General features: G+C 62.7%; 20 protein-coding genes. 5 read left to right on the forward strand and 15 right to left on the reverse strand.

Annotated features, from left to right (window positions below; all coding sequences use genetic code 11):
- Window positions 1-23 precede the first annotated feature (23 nt).
- The gene (locus tag ATI14_RS25055) at window positions 24-386 is read left to right on the forward strand and encodes an NUDIX hydrolase (protein ID WP_016972804.1); all 363 of its coding nucleotides are present in this window, start codon (window positions 24-26) and stop codon (window positions 384-386) included.
- Here the strand turns inward: ATI14_RS25055 and ATI14_RS25060 are convergent.
- The 9 genes from ATI14_RS25060 to ATI14_RS25100 all read right to left on the reverse strand — a co-directional run bounded on the left by ATI14_RS25060 (window position 372) and on the right by ATI14_RS25100 (window position 12,769).
- Window positions 372-1,085, reverse strand: a complete 714-nt coding sequence (locus ATI14_RS25060; protein ID WP_016972805.1) for a transporter substrate-binding domain-containing protein — start codon at window positions 1,083-1,085, stop codon at window positions 372-374. The two genes, ATI14_RS25055 and ATI14_RS25060, sit on opposite strands and share 15 nt — an antisense overlap.
- Entirely contained in the window at window positions 1,078-3,732 is a 2,655-nt protein-coding gene (gene acnA / locus ATI14_RS25065; protein ID WP_016972806.1) for an aconitate hydratase AcnA, read from the reverse strand. Before acnA ends, ATI14_RS25060 begins: the two co-directional genes overlap by 8 nt.
- Window positions 3,729-4,922: an ornithine--oxo-acid transaminase gene (rocD, locus tag ATI14_RS25070; protein ID WP_016972807.1), complete on the reverse strand. Its 1,194-nt coding sequence runs from the start codon at window positions 4,920-4,922 to the stop codon at window positions 3,729-3,731. The genes acnA and rocD overlap by 4 nt, the downstream gene beginning before the upstream one ends.
- A 144-nt stretch (window positions 4,923-5,066) precedes the next feature.
- The gene (locus ATI14_RS25075) at window positions 5,067-6,185 is read right to left on the reverse strand and encodes a succinylglutamate desuccinylase/aspartoacylase family protein (RefSeq protein WP_016972808.1); all 1,119 of its coding nucleotides are present in this window, start codon (window positions 6,183-6,185) and stop codon (window positions 5,067-5,069) included.
- 197 nt (window positions 6,186-6,382) lie between these two features.
- Window positions 6,383-7,636: an OprD family porin gene (locus ATI14_RS25080; protein WP_016972809.1), complete on the reverse strand. Its 1,254-nt coding sequence runs from the start codon at window positions 7,634-7,636 to the stop codon at window positions 6,383-6,385.
- A gap of 111 nt (window positions 7,637-7,747) precedes the next feature.
- Window positions 7,748-9,391 carry an ABC transporter ATP-binding protein gene (locus tag ATI14_RS25085; RefSeq protein WP_016972810.1) on the reverse strand — a complete coding sequence of 548 codons (1,644 nt, stop codon included), beginning with the start codon at window positions 9,389-9,391 and terminating at the stop codon, window positions 7,748-7,750.
- Entirely contained in the window at window positions 9,388-10,266 is an 879-nt protein-coding gene (locus ATI14_RS25090; RefSeq protein WP_026082945.1) for an ABC transporter permease, read from the reverse strand. The genes ATI14_RS25085 and ATI14_RS25090 overlap by 4 nt, the downstream gene beginning before the upstream one ends.
- Window positions 10,263-11,204: an ABC transporter permease gene (locus ATI14_RS25095; protein WP_016972812.1), complete on the reverse strand. Its 942-nt coding sequence runs from the start codon at window positions 11,202-11,204 to the stop codon at window positions 10,263-10,265. The genes ATI14_RS25090 and ATI14_RS25095 overlap by 4 nt, the downstream gene beginning before the upstream one ends.
- A gap of 2 nt (window positions 11,205-11,206) precedes the next feature.
- Window positions 11,207-12,769, reverse strand: coding sequence for an ABC transporter substrate-binding protein (locus tag ATI14_RS25100; protein ID WP_016972813.1), 1,563 nt, complete (start codon window positions 12,767-12,769; stop codon window positions 11,207-11,209).
- A gap of 378 nt (window positions 12,770-13,147) precedes the next feature.
- On the opposite strand from ATI14_RS25100, the gene ATI14_RS25105 reads away from it, so the two are divergent.
- Both ATI14_RS25105 and ATI14_RS25110 read left to right on the forward strand, forming a co-directional pair.
- Window positions 13,148-14,062: a LysR substrate-binding domain-containing protein gene (locus ATI14_RS25105; RefSeq protein ID WP_031320151.1), complete on the forward strand. Its 915-nt coding sequence runs from the start codon at window positions 13,148-13,150 to the stop codon at window positions 14,060-14,062.
- A gap of 23 nt (window positions 14,063-14,085) precedes the next feature.
- Window positions 14,086-15,531, forward strand: a complete 1,446-nt coding sequence (locus ATI14_RS25110; protein WP_016972815.1) for a serine hydrolase domain-containing protein — start codon at window positions 14,086-14,088, stop codon at window positions 15,529-15,531.
- A 190-nt stretch (window positions 15,532-15,721) separates the two neighbouring features.
- Here the strand turns inward: ATI14_RS25110 and ATI14_RS25115 are convergent, their stop codons facing one another.
- From ATI14_RS25115 to ATI14_RS25135, 5 genes are read right to left on the reverse strand one after another with little or no spacing between them, the layout of a single operon-like run.
- The gene (locus ATI14_RS25115; protein WP_016972816.1) at window positions 15,722-16,300 is read right to left on the reverse strand and encodes a T3SS effector IpaJ family cysteine protease; all 579 of its coding nucleotides are present in this window, start codon (window positions 16,298-16,300) and stop codon (window positions 15,722-15,724) included.
- A gap of 37 nt (window positions 16,301-16,337) precedes the next feature.
- A complete protein-coding gene (locus ATI14_RS25120) occupies window positions 16,338-16,832 on the reverse strand; it encodes a periplasmic heavy metal sensor (RefSeq protein ID WP_080520032.1) in 495 nt (164 codons plus the stop codon).
- Entirely contained in the window at window positions 16,829-17,260 is a 432-nt protein-coding gene (locus ATI14_RS25125; protein WP_016972818.1) for a hypothetical protein, read from the reverse strand. The genes ATI14_RS25120 and ATI14_RS25125 overlap by 4 nt, the downstream gene beginning before the upstream one ends.
- On the reverse strand, window positions 17,257-17,835 hold the full coding sequence (locus ATI14_RS25130; protein ID WP_016972819.1) for an RNA polymerase sigma factor: 579 nt from the start codon (window positions 17,833-17,835) through the stop codon (window positions 17,257-17,259). The genes ATI14_RS25125 and ATI14_RS25130 overlap by 4 nt, the downstream gene beginning before the upstream one ends.
- 33 nt (window positions 17,836-17,868) lie before the next feature.
- A complete protein-coding gene (locus tag ATI14_RS25135; protein WP_016972820.1) occupies window positions 17,869-18,180 on the reverse strand; it encodes a YXWGXW repeat-containing protein in 312 nt (103 codons plus the stop codon).
- 226 nt (window positions 18,181-18,406) lie between these two features.
- Between ATI14_RS25135 and ATI14_RS31475 the strand changes: the two genes are divergently transcribed.
- Window positions 18,407-18,547, forward strand: a complete 141-nt coding sequence (locus ATI14_RS31475) for a hypothetical protein (protein ID WP_016972821.1) — start codon at window positions 18,407-18,409, stop codon at window positions 18,545-18,547.
- Here the strand turns inward: ATI14_RS31475 and ATI14_RS25140 are convergent.
- Window positions 18,544-18,792 carry a DUF1652 domain-containing protein gene (locus ATI14_RS25140; protein ID WP_016972822.1) on the reverse strand — a complete coding sequence of 83 codons (249 nt, stop codon included), beginning with the start codon at window positions 18,790-18,792 and terminating at the stop codon, window positions 18,544-18,546. The genes ATI14_RS31475 and ATI14_RS25140 overlap by 4 nt on opposite strands.
- 245 nt (window positions 18,793-19,037) lie before the next feature.
- Here ATI14_RS25140 and ATI14_RS25145 point away from each other — a divergent pair, with 245 nt between their 5' ends.
- Window positions 19,038-19,982: a sensor domain-containing diguanylate cyclase gene (locus tag ATI14_RS25145; protein WP_020372604.1), complete on the forward strand. Its 945-nt coding sequence runs from the start codon at window positions 19,038-19,040 to the stop codon at window positions 19,980-19,982.
- The last annotated feature ends 145 nt before the right edge of the window (window positions 19,983-20,127 follow it).

Raw genomic sequence — 20,127 nt, forward strand, 5'->3', positions numbered from 1 at the left:
TGCGATATGGGGGAAACATCAGGATGAAAATAAGGGCCACGGTCATTTGCCAACACGAGGGGCAGATCCTCTTCGTGCGCAAGGCCAGAGCGAAATGGGCGTTGCCGGGGGGCAAGGTCGAGCAGGATGAACGCCCGGTCGGTGCCGCCGAACGGGAGCTGGAAGAGGAAACCGGGCTGAACGTGGACGGCCTGCTGTATTTGCAGGAATTGAAGGCCCGCGACACCGTGCACCACGTGTTCGAAGCCTCGGTGGTAAACCTTGGCGAAGCGCGGCCACGCAACGAAATCGTCGAGTGTCAGTGGCACGACTACCACGCCATGGACGACCTCGACACCACCGACGCCACCCGCCACATCGTCAAAGCCTTTCTACGTCGCCTGTAGTCCGGCACTCTGCCCGCTGGCCAGCAAGCCCCGCTTCACCCCGCCACTCTCTTTCTGCCGTTCGACAAAGGATTTGACGAACGCGGCAGCGGCTGCGTGCGCCACCGGAACCGCCATGGCCTGGCGGATCGTCATGAAATCATCCTCGACCAGCCGCCACTGCGCCGACACCTTGCCCAACAGTAAATCCCGCACCCCCGCCGCCGCGTCCAGGCCTTGCTCGATAAACCAGTCCACGGCCGCCGCCGAAGTTGGCGCGCGCACCAGCTCGGCGTGCTGCAGCGTGCGGCTCAAGTACAGGTCATAGGCTGCGCCCTGGCCGACGGCGATGCGCCTGCCCGGAGCATCCAGTTGCGCCACGCGGGTGATGGCTGAATCGGCCGCCACCAGACAGGTGCCCTTGATCGCCACATAAGGCGCACTGAAGGCAATCTCCTGCTCGCGCACCGGCTCAATGGCCAGAAATGCCACCCGCCACACATCCTCGGCGAGCGCGGCAAACACCTTGCCCGCTGCGTCAAAGGTGATCAATTGCAACTCAACACCCAATTCTTCGGCCAAAGCCTCGGCCAGCGCCACGGAAACTCCCTGAGGCTCACCGGCGGGGCCGCGTTGCGCGAGCACCGGGTTGCCGAAGTTGATGGCGGCGCGCAACACGCCGTCGGGGGCCAGTTGGTGCAGCACTTGCGGGTCAATCATTGAGCGCTCCTTGACGAGTCCGTTGCACGGTCTTGCGAATCACAAACGGCAACACGCCGCCGTGCTCAAGGTAACCAAGCTCTTGCAACGAGTCGAGGCGCAGGGCCAAATCGCAGGTCGCAAGCGTGCCATCGGCGCGCGTGATCTGCAGGGTAATCGGATTCTCGCCGACCTTCAGCGCGTCCAGCCCCAGAAAATCCAGGCGCTCGCTGCCGTCCAGCGCCAACGCCTGCACCGTCGTGCCCTCGGCGAACACCAGCGGCAGCACGCCCATGCCGATCAGGTTGCTGCGGTGAATGCGCTCGATGCTGCGCGCCACCACCGCTTTGATCCCCAACAGGCTCAGCACCTTGGCCGCCCAGTCACGGCTGGAACCGGCGCCATAGTTGATGCCGGCAAACAGCACCGTCGGCGTACCCGCATAGCTTTGCGCGGCAAGGTACAGCGGCAAGTACTCGCTGTGGTCGGCAGTCCACGCCCACACGCCACGGCGCGGGGGTTGCTGTGTATCCAGCAGGTTATTCAGGCGCGGGTTGGTGAAGGCACCGCGCACCATCACTTCATGGTTGCTGCGGCGGGTGGAGTACTGATTGAAATCCACCTCGGCTTCACCACGCTCGCGCAGCCAGGCACCCGCCAGGCTATCGGGCGGGATGGTGCCGGCGGGCGAGATATGGTCGGTGGTGACGTTATCGCCCAGCACCACCAGCGCCCGGGCGTCACGCACCGCCAGGCTCTTCGCGGGCAGCGGCTGCACATGCGCCAGATACTGCGGGCGCCGCAGGTAGGTGGAATCCGGGTGCCAGCCGAACCGCACACTGCCATCGGCGTCCAGCGCCTGCCAATGATGGGTGCCCTGCCACAACAGCTCGCTGCGTTGGCGAAACAACGCAGGGCGCACCACCTCGGCCACCTGCGCCGCCACCTCGGTATCATCGGGCATCAGCTCGTGCAGATACACCGGTTTGCCCTGGGCGTCGATCGCCAGCGGCTGGCTCGACAGGTCAATGTCGATACTCCCGGCAATCGCATACGCCACACACAGCGCGGGCGAGGCCAGGTAGCCGGCGGGCACGTCCGGGTTGACCCGGCCTTCGAAGTTGCGATTGCCCGACAGCACCACCACACCCTTGAGGCCTCGCCTGGCAAATCTTTCGACATGGGCTTCAAGGCTGCCGGAGTTGCCGATGCAGGTCATGCAGCCAAACCCCGCCAGCTCGAACCCCAGCGCGGCAAAATCCTCCAGCAGCCCCGCCGCCTGCAGATAATCGGCCACCACCCGCGACCCCGGTGACAGCGAAGTTTTGACCCACGGCCGGCGCCCCACGCCACGGGCTCGCGCATTGCGCGCCAGCAAACCGGCCTGGACCATCTGCGCCGGGTTGGCGGTGTTGGTGCAACTGGTGATCGCAGACATCACCACAGCGCCGTGGCTCAACGGGGCATCAAACGACGGCTCGAAAAACTGCTGGCCAGGTTCGCCCTGCACATGCCGATGAAACGAGGCGGCCGCATTCGCCAGCGACTGGCGCTGATGGGGCTGATGCGGCCCGGCCACGCTTGGCTCGACCTGCGCGAGGTCCAGCTCGATCAACTCGTCGAACTGCGGCTGCGGCGCCTCTTCCTGGCGCCACAAGTTTTGCGCCGCCATATACGCCGACACCTTGGCCAGCAACGGCTTGGGCCGCGCGCTCAGTGCCAGGTAAGACAAGGTCTCGTCATCGAACGGGAAAAACACCACGGTGGCGCCATATTCCGGCGCCATATTCGCCACGGTTCCACGCGCCGCCCAACTTAACGACGACAGCCCGGGCCCGGTGAACTCGACAAACTTGCCGACCATGCTGCGCTGACGCAGCAACTCGGTTACGGTCAACGCCAGGTCCGTCGCGGTCACACCGGGACGCAGCGCGTTGCTCACGCGAATGCCCACCACCTGCGGAAAAGGAATCGGCACCGGCTCACCGAGCATCGCTGCCTGGCCTTCCAGCCCGCCGACACCCCAACCGAGTACGCCGATGGCATTGATCATCGGCGTGTGGCTGTCGGTGGCGACCATGCAATCGGGGTGCAGCAGCACGCCGCCGTCGGCCGCCGGGCTTTCCCACACCACTTGCGCAACAGCCTCCATGTTCATCTGGTGGATGATCCCCGTGCCCGGCGGGATCACCTTGAAGTTGTCGAGGCTGGCCTGGGCCCACTTGATAAAGCGGTAGCGCTCGCTGTTGCGGCGAAAGTCGATGTCGAGGTTGGCATCCACCGCGCCCGCTTCGGCGTAATGCTCGACGATCACCGAATGATCGATAGTCAGCACCGCCGGAATCGACGGATTGACCGCCGTCGGGTCGCCACCGAGCTCCGCCACCACGTCGCGCATCCCGGCGAAATCCGCCAGGGCGGGCAAACAGGTGGTGTCGTGGAACATCAGCCGGTTGGGCTGGAACGGCACTTCGCACTCCGCGCCATTGCCGGTCGCGCGCGCCAGCACCTGCGGCAGCGAAGCCGGGGCACAGCGGGCGATGTTTTCCAGCAAGATGCGCACTGAATACGGCAACCGATGCAGCTGTTCAGGCGTCAGCAGTTTATGCAGGTCGATATAGGTGTAACGCTGCCCGTCGATGTGCAGGTGGTTGAGAAAATCGCTCATAGCTGGCCGAACACTCGTTCGATGCGCGCCAGGCCCCAGTCGAGTTCTTCGCGGGTGATCGATAACGGCGGCGCGATGCGCAGCACGTTTTCGTGGGTTTCCTTGGTCAACAGGCCTTCGGCGAGCAGGGCTTCGCAGATCGGCCGCGCATCGCGGTCGAGTTCCACGCCCACCCACAAACCACGCCCGCGAATCTCGCGAATCGCCGGGGAGTTCATTGCCGTCAGGCGCTCCACCAGGTACTGGCCGAGGCTTGCGCTGTTGTCGATCAAGCCTTCGTCTTCCAACACGTTCAGCGCTTCCAGGCCAACGGCGGCGGCCAACGGGTTGCCGCCAAACGTGGAGCCGTGGCTGCCGGCGTCAAACAGGTCCATGATCGAGTGGTCGGCCACAAACGCCGACACCGGCATGATCCCGCCGCCCAGGGCCTTGCCCAGAATCAATGCGTCCGGGCGAATGCCTTCGTGCTGGAAGGCGAACCACTTGCCGGTGCGACCCAGGCCCGACTGAATTTCGTCAAGAATCAGCAGGGTGTTGGTCTCATCGCACAGCTGGCGCAATTCACTCAGGAACCCGGCGGGCGGCACGCGAATGCCCGCCTCGCCCTGGATCGGCTCGATCAACACTGCGCAGGTGTCGGCGGTGATCGCCTGGCGGAAACTTTCGATATCGCCAAAGCGTGCTTCGGTGAAACCGTTACAGAACGGGCCGAAATCGGCCTTGTAATCCGGCTCTGACGAGAAGCCGACAATGGTCGACGTACGGCCATGGAAATTGTTGTCGGCCACCACGATGTTTGCCCGGTTGGCGGCGATGCCCTTGACCCGGTAACCCCAACGGCGCGCGGCCTTGATCGCGGTTTCCACCGCCTCGGCACCGCTGTTCATCGGCAGCGCCGAATCAAACCCGCTGATGCGGCACAACGCCTTGAGAAAGTTGCCCAGCGGCTCGCTGTAGAACGCACGGGATACCACGCTGATCTTGTCGATCTGCGCCACGGCGGCGGCGCGGATGCGCGGGTGGACATGGCCGTGGCTGACGGCGGAATAGGCCGACATCATGTCCAGGTAGCGCTTGCCGTCGTCACCCATCGCCCAGACGCCCTCGCCCTTGACGATGACCACCGGCAGTGGCGAGTAGTTGTGGGCGCAGAATTGGTTTTCGAGGGTGATTGCCGGGTTGGAGTGCATGGGGGGTGTCCTGCCTGGTAAAAAACTAGTGAACAAAAGAGATCAACTGTGGGAGCTGGCTTGCCTGCGATAGCGGTCTGTCTGCTGTACCGCCATCGCAGGCAAGCCAGCTCCCACATTGAATTGCATTTCATGCCTGGAAAATCAGGCGCTCAGCAGCTTGCCGCTGCGAATCGGCGTGGCGCCGGAGACGCGGCCCAGCGGGTCGCCGGGTTTCACAAAGCGCACATCGCGGCGCATGTACAGCACGCCCGTGTTGTGGCTCGTCACCGTCACGGTCTTGCCGCTGTGGGGGTCAACGATGTCGAACAACGCCTGCCCCGCTTCGACGCGGCTGCCGACCGTCGCGCGGTGCACCAGCACCCCGGCGCCCGGCGCGTAAAACTGTTCGCTGCCTGCCAGCGGCGTCGCCGGGTTGCGCAACGCCGGCAAGGGGCGCGGCGTGCCTTCGATGGCGCCCAGGTGGGTCAGGTAATCGATGATCGCGCTGGCGTCATGCTCGGCCAGCTCGTAAGACACATCACGCTGCCCGCGGTGTTCCACCGTCACGGCAATGCTGCTGTCCGGAATCGGGAAACGCTCGCCCAGTTGTTCGCGCAGGTTCACCCACAACAGGTACAGCGCTTCATCAAAGGAATTGGCCTGGGAATCGGTGGCCAGCAAGGTGGCCTCGGCGCCGATGTAACGCGCCAGGGGTTCGATGGTCGGCCATACCGACTCACCGGTGTAGAGGTGCATCGCCGCTTCGCGGGAGCAATGCAGGTCGAGCACGATGTCGGCGTCGTGGGCCAACAGCATCAGGGTCTGTTGCAGTGACTGGTATTCATCCATCGGCTGGGCGGCGCGCAGGCATTCGCCCCAGGCGGTGCGGATCAGCTCGCGGTTGGCGTGGATGTCCTGGCCCAGCAGGTGCTCGACCTTGCCGACAATCGCCTGGTACGGCACCGGAAAACCGCGGTTGTAATTGCGCCCGCTGCCCAGTTCAAACCGCCCGCTCGGGGCGCCCATGATGTACTGGCCCAGGCCCGCCGGGTTGGCCACCGCTACCAGTACAATTTCTGCGTTCAGGCGCCCTGCACTTTCCAGCGCCACCAGGTGCCGACGCAGTTGCGCGGCCACCAGCATCGCCGGGGTTTCATCGGCGTGCAGCGCCGCCTGAATATAGATTTTTCGACCTGCACCCGCCGCGCCGTAATGCTCACTTTCCACGTACCTGTGGGTGCCCTGTGTCGCTTGCAGCAAAGGGTGTTGATTAAGTTTCATAAACCGGAAGTCTCGATATTCGAGTGATGGACCTTGAGAAAATACTAACGAGACCGGGTGATCGCCTGTAAGGGCGGCTACAGCTATCTCGATCTGATAATCCGATCAGTGTGGGAGCTGGCTTTTGGGGGGCGCTTCGCACCCCAGCGCAAGCAAGCTTGCTCGCCACAGCAAGCCCGCTCCCACAGTGAGGGGAACTACCAGAGCGCCAGGGTGTAGCCCAGCATCACGCGGTTTTCGTTGACGTCATTGAAGTAGTTGCCCTTGCTCAGGGCATTGCGCCAACGCATCGACACGCCTTTGAACGGCCCGTTCTGCACCACATAGCTGATGTCCAGGTCACGTTCCCACTCACGCCCTTCGCCGTTGAAGCCAATCACCTCGGCCGAATCACCCTTGGCGTACTTGATGCCCATCAACAGGCCCGGCACGCCCAGGTCGGCGAAGTTGTAGTCGTAGCGCGCGTGCCACGCCTGTTCCTTGGTCTGGGTGAAGTTGCTGAACTGGTATTCGGTGAACAGGTAGGTGATCGAGCCGTCCAGGTAGGTAAACGGCGTGGTGCCGTACTGGCGCTGGAAGCCGCCGCCGATGCTGTGCCCACCGTACTGGTAGGTCAGGCGCGTGCTCAACGCACTGTTATCAACCTTGCCGGCCAGGCCCGCGCCGTCCTTGTCGGAGTTGAAGTAGCGCACGTCGGTTTTCAGCGTGCCGCCACCGAGGCCGAAGTTGTTCTTGAAACCCACGTATTGCTGCTGGTAGATGCTGTCCAGCGCGGCAAAGTGGTAGCTGACCAGCGTGTTGGGTGTCAGCGAATAGTCACCCCCGGCAAAGCGGAACTTGTCGCTCAGCGCAGTGCTTTTGTAGACCTTGCTGACCGTGGTCAGCTTCATGTCTTCATAGTTGGTGGAATCACGGTCCTTGGCCTGGTCGAGCTGGCCGAGGCTGATTTTCAGGTTGCTGATGTCGTTGGAAACAAGCTGCGTACCGCTGAACGACTGGGGAAACAGGCGGCTGGTGTTGGGCTGCAAAATCGGCAGGTCCGGCACCAGGTAGCCCACCCGCAGCTCGCTTTTGGCGAAACGCGCCTTGGCGGTCACGCCGAGTTTGGAGTACTCATCGGAGACGTTTTTGTCGCTGTCGCGTTGCAGCAAACCGGTGCCGGAAAGCCCCGGGCTGGAGTCAAGTTTCACGCCGAGCATGCCGGTCAAATCCAGGCCGAAACCGACGGTGCCCTCGGTAAACCCCGACTTGATGCCCAGGATAAAACCCTGGGCCCATTCCGCCCGCATCGACTGCGAGGCGTTCTCCCGGTAGTCGCGGTTGAAGTAGTAGTTCTTCAATTCCAGCGTGCCGCTGCTGTCCTTGATGAAGTCGGCCTGGGCGGCGAACGGGATCATCCCGCTGCTCACGACGCCTACGCCTGTGATGAGTTGAGTCAGGGATTTTTTCATTTTTTTAAGCTCCTGGCAGTGTCATGGTTGGGGGTTTTTATTGTTCTTCGGGCATGGCTTCGCCGTTCGCGCAAATCGGTGATTTGCGCGGCGGGTGCAGTCAGCTCTGGGTTACAGCGCTAGCGGTACGGGGCCCTGACGGATGCGGTAGCCACCGTTTTCAAGTTTCTCCAGGGGGCTGGCAGCGGCCAGCAGCTTGCGGGTGTAGGGGTGTTGCGGGCGGTCGAAAATCTCGTCTCGCGCGCCCATTTCCACCACCCTGCCCTCACTCATCACCGCCACCCGGTGGGCAATGCGCTCCACCGCCGCGAGATCATGGGAGATGAACAGGCAGGCAAAGCCGTACTGGGCTTGCAGGCGTTCGAAGAGTTCGAGAATCTGCTTCTGGATGGTCATGTCGAGCGCCGAAATCGGCTCGTCGGCAATCACCAACCGTGGGTGACGCACCAGCGCGCGGCCAATCGCGACGCGCTGGCGTTGGCCACCGGAGAGCTGATGCGGGAAACGGTCGACAAACTGCTCGGCCAGGCCGATATCCAACAAGGTTTTGGTGACCCGCTCACGCTTCTGCGCGCCGCTCATGCCCGGCACGTGGCGCAGGGGTTCGGCGAGGATGTCGCCGATTTTCATGCGCGGGTCGAGGGACGAATACGGGTCCTGGAAAATCATCTGGCACTGCAGGCGATGCTCGCGGTTGCCGGACTTGAGAATGTCCACACCCTCAAACTCAATGGCGCCGGCACAGGCTTTGTTCAAGCCGACAATCGCCCGCCCCAATGTGGTTTTGCCCGAGCCGCTGCCCCCCACTAACGCCAGGGTTTCCCCCGGTGCGATGCTCAGATTGGCCGAGTGCACCACACGCTTGAACTGGCTGCGCCCCCACAAGCTGCGCGGGCCGGGGTGTTCGATGCACACGTCCTTGACCGTCAGCAGTGGCCCGTCAGCCTTGGGCAACTGCGCCAGTACGCCGCGACGCGGCAAGGCTTCCAGCAATTGCCGGGTGTATTCAGCCTTGGGCGACAGCAAAATCTGTTCGATGGTGCCCTGCTCCACCGCGCGACCTTCGCGCATCACCACCACCTTGTCGGCGTAACGCGCGACCAGCGACAGGTCATGGCTGATAAACAGAATGGCCGTGCCCTGCTCGCGGGTCAGGTCGAGCATCAGTTTCAACACGTCCAGTTGCGCCAGGCAATCCAGCGCCGTAGTTGGTTCGTCGGCAATCAGCAGCGCCGGACGCAGCAGCATCACCGAGGCGAGCATGATGCGTTGGCGCATGCCGCCGGAGAACTCATGGGGGAACGCCGCCAGACAGCGCTCGGCGTCCTTGATGCCGATATGCCCGAGCATCTCCAGGCTGCGGGCGCGAATCTGCTCCTCGGTCAGCTTGGTGTGCAAGCGCAGGCCCTCGGCCATTTGCTCGCCGATGCTCATGGACGGGTTCAACGACACCATGGGTTCCTGGAACACCATGCCGATTTTCGCCCCGCGCAGCTGGCGCAGTTGCTCGGGCGCCAGGCTGTTGAGGTCGTGGCCCTGGAAGCGTACCTGCCCGCCGCAATGCTCCAGCGGCGGCGGCAACAGGCCGATGGCAGCCCGGGCGGCCATGGTCTTGCCGCTGCCGGACTCGCCCACCAGGGCGACGATTTCACCCGGCGCAATGGTGAAACTCAGATCGTTGACCGCCAGCGGGCCGTGGGCGCCGACGCGGATTTTCAGGTGATCGACGGCCAGAAGTACGTCAGTCATGGTCATTTACTCATCCGTGGATCAAGGCGGTCACGCAAGGCGTCGCCACACAGGTTGAACGCCAGCAACGCCATGGCGATGCAGACCCCGGGAAACAACCCCAGCCAACTGGCCGTGGCAATGTACGGCCGGCTGGCCGCGAGCATGTTGCCCCAGGTCGCCGCCGGCGGCGGCACGCCCAGGCCGAGGAAACTCAAGGCGCTTTCGGCCAGAATCGCCCAGCCGAACATGCTGGTCGCCAGCACGCACACCGGCGCCACGCAGTTCGGCGCGATGTGGCGCAGCATGGTGTACAGCTCGGAATTGCCGATCACCCGCGAGGCTTCGACGAACTCCTTTTCACGCAGCGACAACACCGTGCCGCGCACCACCCGCACCACCGACGGCGTGTAAGCCAGGCTCAGGGCGAAGACGATGCCGTACAGGCTCGGGCCGATGATCGCCATCAAGCCCAACGCGAGCAGAATCCCCGGAAACGCCAGCAGCGCGTCGTTGATCATCATCAGGCCACGGTCGACCCAGCCGCGCAGGAAGCCGGAAAGCAGGCCGAGGAAGGTACCGGCGACGATGGCCAGGGTCACCGTCAACACGCTCACCCACAGGCTGGTGTGCGCGCCGATCATCAAACGGCTCAGCACGTCGCGGCCGTATTCATCGGTGCCCAGCAGGTGCGCGGCGCCGGGAGCCTGCAAACGCGCCAGCAGGTTCAGCGCCAGCGGGTCGTGGGGTGTCCACACCAGACCCAGGGCGGCCATCAGCAACAGCACCCCCAGCAGAAACGCACCGATCAGCGCATTCAACGGCGGCACACGCCAGGCCTTCGGGGCACGCGCCGGTGCCGGCAGCAGCACGTCGGGCGCAACAGGAAGAGGCTTATTCATAACTTAACCCTAGGGTCGAAGAGCGGGTACAGCAGGTCCACCAACAGGTTGACCAGCACATAAACAAAGGTCACCAGCAACAGGCAGCCTTGCAGCACGGGGTAGTCGCGGGCATAGATGGCGTCGACCATCAACCGGCCGATGCCCGGCAGGGTGAATACGGTTTCCAGCACCGCGATGCCGCTGAGCAGGTTGCCGAGGATCAGGCCGATCAGGGTCAAGGTCGGCGCAAACGAGTTGCGCAAGGCATGCCGCCACAGCACCGCGCGCTCCGACAGGCCCTTGGCCCGGGCGTGGGTGATGTATTCCAGGCGCAGCACTTCAATCGCACTGGCCCGCGCCATGCGGGTGATCGCGCCCAACTCCACCAGCGTCAGGGTGACAATCGGCAGCACAATGAAGGTGACGGCCTGCCAGGGCGACTGGCTGAACGACACGTAACCCACCACCGGCAACCAGCCCAGCTTGATGCCGAACGCGTAGAGCAACAGCAGGCCCAGCCAGAAACTGGGGATCGACAGCAGCAGCGTCGCGGTCGACACCACACCAAAGTCCAGCGCGCTGTCCTGCTTCCACGCCGCCAGCAAGCCCGCCGGCACCGCGATCAGCGCCGCCAGCAGCACCGAGACCAGCACGATTCCGGCACTCACCTGAAAACGGTCCAGAATCAGCGGCAATACCGCTTCATTGGTCGTGATCGAATGCCCCAGGTCACCGCTGAGCACGGCCTTGAGCCAAATCACAAATTGCACCGGCAAGGGCTGGTCCAGCCCCAACGATGCGCGCGCGACTTCCAGGCTATGGGCGTCGGCCATGTCGCCGAGCATCAGCAGCGCCGGGTCACCGGGCACCAGGCGGATGATCGCGAACACCATCAGCGAGATCAGCAGCAAGGTCGGAATCGACATCGCCAGGCGTTGAGAAATAAAGCGCAACATCCTCAATTACTCCCGGAGGCAGGGACGCTGACGGTCCACAGGCGCGGCTTGGACACCGGCCAGGTGCGCAGGCCCTTGACGTAGTCGCGGCTGGCGGCGATGGCGTTGCCGTTGTACATCGGGATCAGCGGCACGTCCTTGATCATCTGCTGGTGCAGTTGATCGAACAGCGCCTGGCGCTTGGTGATGTCGCCTTCGCGCTGGGCTTCACGCAGCCAGTGGCGGGCGTCGGGGTTGTCCCAGACCTTGCGCGCTTCCTTGTCCTTGTCGCCGGTCATCGAGTCGAAACTCAAGGCCGGGTCGAGGCGTTCGGAATACGGGAAGGCCATCATCTGGTAGTTACCGCTCTGGTAGCGCTCAAGTTGGGTGCCCCACTCCAGGGTTTCCAGCTCCAGGTTGATGCCGCTGGCCTTGGCCATGGCTTGCACGAACACGCCCATGTCGAAGATCGCGGCGTAGCGTTTGTTGACGATCAGCTTGATCGGCTCGCCCTTGTAGCCCGCCTCGCGGAGCAGTTGCGCGGTCTTGGCCGGGTCGAAGGCAAAGCCCTGGTCTTCAATGGCGGTGTGGTAATGGCTGCCGCTGGCGACCATCGAATTGTTGGCCTTGGACCGCCCGCCGGTGAGGGCTTCGACGATTTGCGCGGTGTCCAGCGCGTGGGCGATGGCCTGGCGCAGGCGCACATCTTTAAGCAATGGGTCGCGGGTCTGGAACAGCAAGGCATTGACCGACATGGTGCCGCTGGAAGTCACGCGCACGCCGGGGTTGGCGGCCAGTTCGGTGGCGTCCAGCGGGGTGACATCAATCAGCAGGTCGACGTTTTTCGACAGCAACGCCGCCTTGGCCGCCGCCGGGTCCGGAATCACCAGCAGGCGCACACGGTCCAGACGCGTGGTCTTGTTGCCGGTGTAGCCGTCAGGGTCTTTCTCATCGCGCGGCGTGTAGTTGGGGTTGCGCAGCAGCTCCACGTATTGGCCGGGTTTCCACTCGCCCAACTGGAACGGGCCGGTGCCGACCGGGGCTTTCCAGCTGCCGTCGGCATTCAGTGAATCCGGTGACAGGATGCCGCTGCCGCCACACTCCGGCAGCGCGGTGCTGGTGAGGAACAGGCCGTTGGGCTTGTCGAGGGTGAACACCACGGTCAGTGGGTCCGGGGCACTCATGTCGACGATTTTCGCGCCGCCATGTCCATCGAATTCAGGCGCGCAGCGCCATTGGGTCTTGGGGTCCAGAAAGCGTTTCCAGGTCCACAGCACCTCGGCGGAGGTCAGCGGTTTGCCGTTCTGGAATTTCACCCCGTCGCGCAGGTGGAAGGTGTAACGCAGGCCGTCATCGGAGACCTGCACGTCCTTGGCCAACAACGGGCCAACCGTGGCGTCTTCACGAAACGCCACCAGCCCTTCGGTGATGTGCATGATCACCGCGTCCGAGTTGGTGTCGCGATTCACACCGGGGTCGGTGCTGCGGATGTCGGCGTTGAGCGCCACCTTCAAGACACTTTCAGCGTGGGCAGTGCCCATCAGCGCCGCAGACAAGGCGCCTGCCAGGATAAAAGTCTTGTTCATGGATAAATGCACCTTAACTGTTCCTTACGCATGGGTTCGGACGCTGGCAGGACCCAAAAAGAGGCACGGCCGAACTCCTGAATAGTTGTTGTTGTTTTGGTCGCCGTTCACGGTGGGCGAATGTTCCTGGACCGATCTTATTCTTCACGCGCCAACCTTGAGAAGAACGCTCCAGGTGATCGGGCTCGGGTTTTCCGATCACCGGGCGAACCTGAGCGGGAATGCCCTGAGCCTACCGAAAAATCGAGGGCCGGGGCCGTTTCCAGGCGATCAGAAATAATGAACCTGATTGCTTAAACCGATCTGTGCGTCCGGAAAGCCATCAGATAAGCTGGCCGGCATCCAATGAATTTGCTGGCGCAGCCGAGGCCGTCCGATATGACTCTCACCCATCTTCGCGCGTTCTGCGCCGTGGTTGAAAAAGGCAGTTTCCGCTCTGCCGCGCGCCAGCTGGACGTGGCGCAAAGCACCCTGACCCAGTCGATCCAGACCCTGGAAAAGGAACTCGGCGTGGTCTTGCTGCAACGCTCGAACCAGGGCATCAACCTCACCCCGGCGGGCGAAGTGTTTCTGGTGCGCGCACGCTCCATCACCCTGGACTGCGAACGCGCCCTGCTCGACCTGCAACCGTGGAAAGGCGAACCCGAAGGCAACATCGCGCTGGGCGTCACCTCCGAACCGCTCGCCGAACTGCTGCTGCCGGTGCTGAGCAACTTCACCCAGCGCTTCCCGCGCATTCAGGTGCACGTGGCCAGCGACACCACCAAAGGCCTGGTGGAAAAGGTGCGCGATGGCCGCCTGGATTTTGTGCTGTGCCCGCTGGCGCCGAATGTTACCGACATCGACCTCTCGATTGACCGCCTCTACAGCTCCAACGCCGGGATCATCGCGCGCAAGGGCCACCCGCTGGCACACGCCAAGTCGGTGCAGGCGCTGGTGGACTGCCAATGGATCAGCGTGCGCCCTTCCGGCGTGGTCGGCGGCGCGCAAAACCGCCTGGTCGAGCTGTTCCGCACCCAGGGCCTGGCGCCGCCGAAAATCGCGATCACCACCGACTCGTTACTGGAAACCCTGCACATTGTCTCGGAAACCGATTACCTGACCATCGAGCCGCGCATGTTGCCGGGGATGAAGCTGTTTTCCAGCGCCCTGACCACCATTGCCATCGCAGAGCCTCTGGCCAGCCGCGATGTGTGCCTGATCAGCCGCCGGTCCTCGCCCCTGACCAGCGTCAGCCAGGAACTCACCAGCATGCTGATTTCCTATTCGCGGCTGGTGCATCGCAGCCGTTGACCCTTAGCCCCACGAGCCTTTTCATGCCCCCGACTTCCTACGATGGTTTGCCCCGTGCCAGCGCCAGCAGCGTTGGCGTTGACCCCGATCAAGTGGTTGCGTTTCTCGATGCGGTGAAGGCCGCCGGCCTCGACCTGCACGGCTTTATGCTGCACCGCCATGGCCATGTGCTAGCCGAAGGCTGGACCTGGCCCGTGGACCCCAACGAGCCGCGCGTGCTGCATTCCATGGCCAAGAGTTTCACCGGTTGTGCGATTGGTCTGGCGATCGACGAAGGGTTGTTGAAGCTGGATGACCGGCTGGTGAGCTTCTTCCCCGACGAAGTCCCGGAAGACGCCGACCCGCGCCTCGCGGACATGACCGTCGAACACCTGCTGACCATGCGCACCGGGCACGCGAGCAATACCTCGGGCTCGGTGTGGCGTGGAATAGAGACCAGCTGGATTGCCGAATTTTTCAAGATCCCTCTGGCGTTTGCGCCGGGCACCGAATACGTCTACACCAGCGCGGCGAGCTACATGTTGTCGGCGCTGATCAACCGCGTGACCGGGCAGACCCTGCACGACTACCTCAAACCGCGGCTGTTCGCGCCGCTGGAGATTCACAACGAGCGCTGGGACATCGGCCCCGACGGTGTGAACCCCGGCGGCAATGGCCTGACCGCGCCGGTGTCGGCGGTGCTGAAACTAGCCGTGTTGCACGCGCAAAACGGCGTGTGGCAGGGCGAGCAAATCCTGCCCGCCGCGTGGGTCAAGGCGGCCACGCAGCCCCAGGGCGGGCCCAACAGCCGCTACGGCTACCACTGGATGATGAAACCCGTCGGCGCATTCAGTGCCCTGGGCGTATTCGTGCAAATGGCGGCGGTGTACCGCGAGCATGACGCGACGCTGGTGGTGGTCGGCGGCATGAAGAACTCGGCCGAGATCATTCCGTACATCGAGCAGTACTTTCCGGCGGCGTTTGGCGGCGGTGGCACGCCCGAAGCGGATGCACGGCTGGAAGTGCGATTGGCGAGCATGGCCGAACGGCCTTCATTGGTTTCAGCCTGCGCGGTTCCAGCAGACTCGACGCGTGTGTTTGCGATGGCTGAAAACGGGTTGGGCGTGAAGCAGCTGTCATTCGAGTTTCGCGGTGACGTGCTGACCTTCGAATTGACCGACAGCCAGACCACACACCGCCTGAACGTGGGAATGGATCATTGGCTGGCAGGCCTGACCAGCATGCCCGGTCGCGACCTGCACCACGGTTATGAGTTCAACGAGGCGCAGGTCGTAGCGGGCGCCCGCTGGCTGGATACGCGCACGCTGGAAATGAACTGGATCTACCCGCAGACCGCGTTCCGGGATCGGGTGATGTGCGTGTTTGAGGGCAACGGCGTGAGCGTTGCACGCTGCGTGAACGTCAACAGCGCACAGCGTGAGCAGGAGGTTCTGGTCGGTGTACGCAGCCCGCTCGCCACAGGTACCTGACCGCTAAACAGCCATCGCAGGCAAGCCAGCTCCCACAGAAAAGCACAGCCGCGCTCGGTCAAAAATGTGGGAGCGGGCTTGCCCGCGATGGCAGTGTGTCAGTCAATTTAGTCTTGGCTGAACCACCGCGATCGCGGGCAAGCCCGCTCCCAGAGGGGATCCTCCTCGCTCCAAATACCGCGCCAGCGTCCTAGACCTCGACTTCCTTCTCCAGCACCAGGGTAATTCCCGTCTGCGAATACACCTTGGACCACGTATTCATCGTCTTGAAATTGTCATGGTTATCGCCGTCCGCCGGGTCCATGAAATCCCCTCCCGGCCGCAACATCACATAATGCAGCCCTACGACAAAGGTGGTCACCACACATAACGCGCGGCGGTTGGCCGCCATCGGCGGTGGTGCGCCGTGAATCACCGGGAAGCCCGCCTTCACGCACAGCTCCTCGCACTTGGGGTACAAGGTTGCCAGCGCGCTGGCCAGAAAACCTTCCATATAGATGGTCACATTCAACCCCAACGTCCGCGCCGCCAGCGCCACGCTGTGGGGGTAGGAATATCCGGCCTTTGTCGGATCGAAGGGTTTGACCACCCCGCCGGTCAGCGCCCCGGAGGTGTATTTGTAGAGTTCCACCTCACACATGTTGGTGCGCAGCGCATCAGTCGCATTCATGCCACCGGGCAAGGTCGCATCCAGCTCCACCGCCGCGCATAGCAACGACGCAGCCCCACAGGAAAAATCAAAAGCCTGTTTCTTTTTCGCAGCCGGCATAAGCACACTTCCATAGAGTTTATGCGGGCTTAACGGCTCAAGAACGGGGTTTATTCCCCACCGTCTGGATTAATTTTTCTTTAGTTCCGGACTGCCCGCGCTGGTACAGCGCCTCGACGAGTTTCTGCCGTTCATCCTGCGGCAAATTGCTCGCAAATTGCGCCAGCGTGCCGTCCACCAGTGCCCTGAGTGACGCATCGGCCTCCCGCGCTTTAGCCAGCTCGGTCACCAGCGCATCGCGATCCAGCGTCGGCGCTTCGAGTTGTTTGATCACCCCCAGACGTGCCTCGCGGCCGGCCATGATCAGCGGCTGGCTGTCGGAACGGTTGTGCCGCAGCAACGCACGCAGTTCCTTGCGCCGCTCTGCCGGCAACTTGATCATCGCCTGGCGCAAACCATGCTGGTTGACCACTGCTTCGGCAGGCTTGGGGGCAGCCATCCAGTGATACAGCCCCCCACCCACACCGCCGAGCAAAAATACGTTGAGCAATACCGACGCGAGCAACCAGGGCTTAAGGGGTTTGGAGGTCATTGCTCGGCTTCCTCGGCGTTGACGGTAAAGACGACATCGGCGTCGCCCTGATCGAAGACGCTGGGCAGCACTTCGGATGAAACCATCGGTAAGGGCGCACTCAGCGAGGCCACCAGCACCCCGGCGGCGATACCGGCAATGCCCGCGCCCACCAGCCCCGCCGGTGACAGCCAGTTGGCATAGCGCGACCAGAACGATGCGCGCCGCGGCGCCGACTGGCGAATCTGCCGCGCCAGCGCAGGGTCGGGCAAGGCCAACGCGTAACCGTTCAATTGTGTGTCGAGCCAGCCGGCTTCGCGCAACGCCTCACGCGCACGGGCATCGCCGCTGTCGAGCAGCGCCTGGGCGCCAGCCTGCTCGGCGACGGGCCAGCGTTGCAAGCTGGCACCGTAGGCATCGGCCAGGTACGCAAATCGTTCAGGTGTCATGGTTTTCCCCTTCCTGGGCGGGCGAGCCCGGGTGTATCGGCAAGTTGGCTGCGCAACTGACGTCGGGCCCGCGACAGCAGGCTCTCCAGTGCCTCGACGCTGATATTCATCAGGGCTGCGGCGTCGATGTTCGACAGCTCCTGGTAATACTGCAGCACAATGGCTTCGCGCTGGCGCTCGGGCAAGGCCGCCACGGCGGCGGCCATCCTTGCGCTGCGGTCGGCCGTCTCCAGCTGTTCCTCCGGGGACGGCGCACTGTCCGCCAGTTCAAGCACTTCGTCCTCGTCCAGCGGGCGCTCCTTACGGCGGCGCAAACGGTCATGGCACAGGTTGAGCGCCACGCGATGCAGCCAGGTGTCGAAGCGCGCTTCGCCCGGCCGCCAATTCGCCGCGTGGCGCCAGATCTTCAGGAAACTTTCCTGGGCCACGTCCCTGGCCTCGTCGGCGTCCCCCAGCAACCGACCGGCAAGCGCGAGCAGGCGCGGCAGCTTGCGCGTCACCATTTCGTTGACGGCGGCGGGTTCGTTGTTGCCGATACGTGCCAGTAGCTCAACGTCCGGATCAGTGTCTTTCAATCAGGTCATACTCGGTCCGGGGCCAGGGGGTGTTCAGTGAATCCAGTGCCCTTCGCGCCAGTACCAGTTCGGCCCGCGGGATTCCCAGTGGCCGGGCTCCCAGCGCCCGTTACGCTCAACCGGCTGCCAATGCCCCGGCACCCAGGCGTAGGCACCGCCTTCCCAGCGCCAGTGGCCACGGTCCCAGGCATAGCCCGGGCGTTCAGCGGGAATCACTTCAACACGCTCGGCGGGCGGCGCCTGGCGAATGATCACTTCGGTTTCGGCAAAACCCGGGGTGCTGACAAGCGCGGTGAACGCCAGCGGGACAAGCAAGGCATAGCGCAATTTGGCCAGTGAACTCATGGCAACTCCTTCATACGGCGAGCGTAAATGCACGCTGCTGATGGGTTGAACGGCGGGTGCGGAAAAATCCGTCGCAAAAAAAACTGAATATTTTCTCGGCGAGGATCGAAGGGAAGTATTGCTCAGGCACTCACGGCGCTTGATGAAATGTTTGAACGTATCGCGACGGATTTTCGCAGGCGGCTGCGTTCAACGGTTAACGCAGTACACATAAAGAGGAAACATCATGCCCCGTCGCCTGACCCTGCTTGTCGCCGCCCTGTTGATTGCCAGCCTCAGCGGCTGTGTGATCCTGCCGGAACACCGGCATTGCTGCTGGCGCTACTACGGCGCCGTCTCCACCCAGACAGACACCGTCAACAGCTAACCCACGGCCGCAAAACCACGACGCCCGGCCTTGAGCTCGGTGCGCAGTTCACCAATCAGGTTTGAGATGGAACGGATGCTGTCCAGACCCTGGGGTGAAACCCGGGTGAGCAGCAAGTCGACGCGGCCGGACGTCGGCTCGTACACGCTGATGCGCAGCGAGCCATCACTGTTCAGGCTGCATTCGCACGACAGCGGCAGAAAGCCCGAGGCCATTATCTGGTTGAGTTCGGTGATGGAAATCATGATAAAGCCCCGTCCCTGGGTTCTACCCTGTCGGTGTGATGCCACCAGCATAGATAAGCTTTTGCCTGCTACTGAACAATTAATTCAAAAGTGATACCTGCTCCGCATTTTGCCCTTTAAACGCTGGTGTGTTGGCGCCAGAAAGCAGGCGTGCGACCTCTCGTCTGCCGGCTTTTTCAAGGCTTGACTCGCGCTGTGGATCGCAAGAGGCTCATGGCTCTTTGCCTTCTCGCGAGCCACCTTTCATGAGCATCGAACCTCCAAGCGCGCCCGACAGTGATGTGTACAAAACACTGCTGGAATCGACCAAGGCCATCCCCTGGCGCATCGACTGGCCGACCATGACCTTCAGCTACATCGGCCCGCAGATCGAAACCCTGCTGGGCTGGACTCCGCAAAGCTGGGTCAGCGTGGATGACTGGGTCGAACGCATGCACCCCGACGACCGTGAATACGTGGTGAATTTCTGCGTGTCGCAATCCCGAGCCGGGGTGGACCACGAGGCTGATTACCGTGCGCTGACGGTCAATGGCGACTACGTGTGGATTCGCGACGTGGTGCATGTGGTGCGCAAGGACGGCGAAGTACAAGCGCTGATTGGCTTTATGTTCGACATCAGCGAGCGCAAGAAAACCGAGGAGCACCTGATTCGCCTGCAAAAACAGCTGGAGGAATACTCTTTCCAGGACGGCCTGACCGGCATCGCCAACCGCCGCATGTTCGACACCGTGCTTGAACGCGAGTGGGCCAGCGCCCTGCGCAGCCAGTTGCCGCTGTCATTGATTATTCTCGATATCGATTTTTTCAAGCAGTACAACGACCACTACGGGCACATCAAGGGCGATGAAGCCTTGCGCCAGGTGGCACGCACCCTGGCTCAGGCTGCCAACCGGCCGCGGGATTTCATTGCGCGCATCGGCGGAGAAGAATTTGTGTGGTTGTTGCCCGAGACGGATGCGGCTTCAGCGCGGCAAGTGGCACAACGCTGCCTGCATCTGATTTGCCAACAGCAGATAGAGCACGGGTTTTCGCCGGTTTCCAGGCTGTTGACCCTGAGCCTGGGGGTCGGTACGCGGATCGTGAGGCCTGACAGTCACATGCTCGGGTTTGTGGAGACCGTGGACAAGTTGCTGTACCAGGCCAAGCGCAATGGACGCATGCGCGCGGAGTTTGCAGATATTGAAGTTTGACGCTGAGGTCAAATTCCGGGCAAAAAAAATCCCAAGTAGCTGATGGAAACTTGGGATTTAAAAATGCATAAACCGTGGGAGGTGAACGCCCGGCAATAATAACGATTGTAATAACCTGTAACAAGACGAATTTAATCCTTTCGTC

The organism is Pseudomonas tolaasii NCPPB 2192, from assembly GCF_002813445.1.
GTDB lineage: Bacteria > Pseudomonadota > Gammaproteobacteria > Pseudomonadales > Pseudomonadaceae > Aquipseudomonas > Aquipseudomonas tolaasii.

Bases quoted from the DNA above. Each gene is read 5' to 3' on its own strand.
- ATI14_RS25055 (WP_016972804.1), top strand. From the start codon at position 24: ATGAAAATAAGGGCCACGGTCATTTGCCAACACGAGGGGCAGATCCTC.
- ATI14_RS25060 (WP_016972805.1), bottom strand. From the start codon at position 1,085: ATGATTGACCCGCAAGTGCTGCACCAACTGGCCCCCGACGGCGTGTTG.
- acnA (WP_016972806.1), bottom strand. From the start codon at position 3,732: ATGAGCGATTTTCTCAACCACCTGCACATCGACGGGCAGCGTTACACC.
- rocD (WP_016972807.1), bottom strand. From the start codon at position 4,922: ATGCACTCCAACCCGGCAATCACCCTCGAAAACCAATTCTGCGCCCAC.
- ATI14_RS25075 (WP_016972808.1), bottom strand. From the start codon at position 6,185: ATGAAACTTAATCAACACCCTTTGCTGCAAGCGACACAGGGCACCCAC.
- ATI14_RS25080 (WP_016972809.1), bottom strand. From the start codon at position 7,636: ATGAAAAAATCCCTGACTCAACTCATCACAGGCGTAGGCGTCGTGAGC.
- ATI14_RS25085 (WP_016972810.1), bottom strand. From the start codon at position 9,391: ATGACCATGACTGACGTACTTCTGGCCGTCGATCACCTGAAAATCCGC.
- ATI14_RS25090 (WP_026082945.1), bottom strand. From the start codon at position 10,266: ATGAATAAGCCTCTTCCTGTTGCGCCCGACGTGCTGCTGCCGGCACCG.
- ATI14_RS25095 (WP_016972812.1), bottom strand. From the start codon at position 11,204: ATGTTGCGCTTTATTTCTCAACGCCTGGCGATGTCGATTCCGACCTTG.
- ATI14_RS25100 (WP_016972813.1), bottom strand. From the start codon at position 12,769: ATGAACAAGACTTTTATCCTGGCAGGCGCCTTGTCTGCGGCGCTGATG.
- ATI14_RS25105 (WP_031320151.1), top strand. From the start codon at position 13,148: ATGACTCTCACCCATCTTCGCGCGTTCTGCGCCGTGGTTGAAAAAGGC.
- ATI14_RS25110 (WP_016972815.1), top strand. From the start codon at position 14,086: ATGCCCCCGACTTCCTACGATGGTTTGCCCCGTGCCAGCGCCAGCAGC.
- ATI14_RS25115 (WP_016972816.1), bottom strand. From the start codon at position 16,300: ATGCCGGCTGCGAAAAAGAAACAGGCTTTTGATTTTTCCTGTGGGGCT.
- ATI14_RS25120 (WP_080520032.1), bottom strand. From the start codon at position 16,832: ATGACCTCCAAACCCCTTAAGCCCTGGTTGCTCGCGTCGGTATTGCTC.
- ATI14_RS25125 (WP_016972818.1), bottom strand. From the start codon at position 17,260: ATGACACCTGAACGATTTGCGTACCTGGCCGATGCCTACGGTGCCAGC.
- ATI14_RS25135 (WP_016972820.1), bottom strand. From the start codon at position 18,180: ATGAGTTCACTGGCCAAATTGCGCTATGCCTTGCTTGTCCCGCTGGCG.
- ATI14_RS31475 (WP_016972821.1), top strand. From the start codon at position 18,407: ATGCCCCGTCGCCTGACCCTGCTTGTCGCCGCCCTGTTGATTGCCAGC.
- ATI14_RS25140 (WP_016972822.1), bottom strand. From the start codon at position 18,792: ATGATTTCCATCACCGAACTCAACCAGATAATGGCCTCGGGCTTTCTG.
- ATI14_RS25145 (WP_020372604.1), top strand. From the start codon at position 19,038: ATGAGCATCGAACCTCCAAGCGCGCCCGACAGTGATGTGTACAAAACA.